The organism is Treponema sp. UBA3813 (genome assembly GCA_002368605.1).
GTDB lineage: Bacteria > Spirochaetota > Spirochaetia > Treponematales > Treponemataceae > Treponema_D.
This window is the reverse complement of sequence record DFEB01000056.1, coordinates 1-2482: the sequence shown is the minus strand read 5'-3', so window position 1 is coordinate 2482 and position 2482 is coordinate 1. Positions and strand designations below refer to the sequence as shown.

Below are 2482 nucleotides of genomic sequence, written 5' to 3'. Positions count from 1 at the left end.
TGCCGCTTACGCGGCAGCACAAACAGAGTGTTTTCGTAAGCCGTTTCGCTCCTTCGCGCCGTTTTTTGCATTAGCTGTGATTATTAAAATCAATCACTTTTCTACATTATCAATCAAACGGACATCTTCGAGGAAGACGGCGGCGTAGAGTCTGTTTTCTTTTTTTGTCACATAATCTACCTTGAAGCCGGCTTCTTCCAGCTTCTTTGTGATTTCTGCTTCGCTTCCGCCACCGGTCAAAATTTCGTGGAATTTCGGTGCTTTTGCAAGCCCTTCTTTGCTCAGCTTGCGGTTGCGGCTGGAGATGGCAAGGCCGTTTTCTTCACGCACGATTGGGCAGGGAACGAGAGTCACATCCATAAAGAAAGCCTTTACCATGCCGTCTAAAAGCTTGTACTGCTGGTAGTCCTTTTCGCCGAAGTAGGCGCGGGTGGGGCTGACGATGTTCAGAAGCTTCATTACCACGGTAAGAACGCCGTCAAAGTGTCCGGGGCGTTTGGCTCCGCAGAGTTCCTTTGAAAAATCTTTTTCGGTGAGCATGTATTTGTAATCGTCCGGGTACATGACCGGGTAAGTTGGAGCGAAAAGATAGTCAACTCCAGCCTTTTCAAGCAAGGCGCAGTCGTCATCAAAGTTCGCCGGGTAAGTCTCCAAGTCCTTTTTATCGTTGAACTGGGTTGGGTTCAGGTAAACGCTGACTACGCTCACATCATTTTCGGCAATCGCCCGCTTAATCAGGGAAAGATGCCCATTGTGCAAGCCGCCCATAGTAGGCACGAAGCCGATTGATTTTCCCTTCAAAGTTTTGCGGATTTCTTTAAATTCATCTGGAGTTTTTATAATTTTCATAGTTTTCTTCCTTACAAATTCGACGCAGATTAACGCGGATATAATTTAATATAATCTGCGTAATCTGTGTTTTGTTTTTATTTAATTTCATCTCCCGCGGGAAATGAGCCTGCGTGAACGTCTGCGCTGTACTGGTTGAGCGCGCCCTTGATAAGCTCAAGACCATTCAGATACTGGCGTACAAAACGCATCTTAAAGCCTGTCATGCCAAGCATGTCCTGCAAGACGAGAACCTGGCCGTCACATTCAACTCCGGCTCCGATTCCAATCGTGGGGACAGAAACAGCTTTTGTGATTTTTGAGGCAAGCTCCGCCGGAATACATTCCAGGACGATTGCAAAACAGCCCAGCTTTTCCGCAAGTTTCGCCTCTTCGATTATTTTTTCTGCGGCCGCCTCGGTTTTTCCCTGCATTTTGTGGCCGCCGAAAGCGTTGTAAAACTGGGGTGTAAGCCCAAGGTGAGCCATTACGGGGATTCCGCTCTGAACGATGTGGGCGATGATTTCTTCTTGCCCGAAAATACCCTCAATTTTTACGGCATTTGCCCCTGCAACCAGAAGCCTGCCCGCGCAGTCGGTAGCGTGCTCAAGGCCTTTTCGCGTCGTCAAAAAGGGCATGTCTGCCACGATGTATTTGTCGGGTGCTCCGTTTCGGACGCTTCGGGTGTGCTCTTCCATCCACTCCATTTTTGCGGGAACGGTGGTCTTTTCGCCGTGCATTACCATGGACGCGCTGTCGCCGATAAGGATGCAGTCAATGTCTGAGTCGTTGATGATTTTTGCGAATGTGGAATCATAACAAGTCACCATTGAGATTTTGCGGTTTTCGCTTTTGAATTTGTGAAAATCTAGAGTAGTCATAGTACCTGCCTTCTGGTCAAGTCTAAAATTTTGAAAGGAGATTCCGAAACATCTTCGGAATGACATTTTTGTGGTCAATGTTCTCAACGAGAATCACTGCCAATGCTCCTACTATACTGAAAGGGCGGAAATTATACAATAAAAAAAGAAGACTGTCTGCTTCATTGCAAATTTTTCTCTAAATGCCTATAATATTTTTGTATTTTTTAAATCTTACTTTATAGAGGAATTTTATGGTAATTCTTACTTTGAACTGCGGTTCTTCTTCCGCAAAGTACCAGGTTTATGACTGGGACAACAAAGATGTTTTGGCAACTGGCGTTGTTGAGCGCGTTACTCAGGACGGTTCTGTAATCACACACAAGCCAAAGGGAAAGGACAAATTCGTTCTCGAAAGCCCTTGTCCGACTCACAAAGAAGCTATCGAATTGATTCTTAACGCTATTACTGACAAAGACCACGGCGTTATCTCTGACATGAGCGTTATCGGTGCTGTAGGCCATCGTGTTCTTCATGGCGGCGACAAATTCACAAAATCTGTTAAGGTCACTCCGGAAGTTTTGGAGACATTCCGCTCAGTTCAGGATTTGGGACCTCTCCACAATCCTGCAAACATCATGGGTATCGAAGCTGCCCAGAAGGTTCTTCCAAATGTTCCTCATGTTGCAGTCCTCGACACAGCATGGCACCAGACAATGGCTCCTGCACAGTTCCGCTATGCAATTCCAAAAGAATGGTACGAAAAATTCGCAGCACGCCGCTACGGTTTCCAC

Annotated in this window: 2 protein-coding genes and 1 pseudogene; 1 reads left to right on the top strand and 2 read right to left on the bottom strand. The window is 46.4% G+C overall.

All coding sequences use genetic code 11. The annotated features are described in order from the left end of the window. Positions 1 to 93 precede the first annotated feature (93 nt). Together panC and panB are read right to left on the bottom strand one after the other, a co-directional pair. Positions 94 to 849, bottom strand: a complete 756-nt coding sequence (gene panC, locus B2089_RS09200) for a pantoate--beta-alanine ligase (RefSeq protein ID WP_296686892.1) — start codon at positions 847 to 849, stop codon at positions 94 to 96. Positions 850 to 926: 77 nt separating this feature from the next. Continuing rightward, positions 927 to 1709 (bottom strand): 3-methyl-2-oxobutanoate hydroxymethyltransferase, encoded by a 783-nt coding sequence (gene panB / locus B2089_RS09195; protein WP_296322598.1) that lies wholly within the window; start codon positions 1707 to 1709, stop codon positions 927 to 929. 233 nt (positions 1710 to 1942) lie between these two features. On the opposite strand from panB, the pseudogene B2089_RS09190 reads away from it, so the two are divergent. After that, positions 1943 to 2482, top strand: a pseudogene (locus B2089_RS09190) (propionate kinase); the annotation flags it as partial.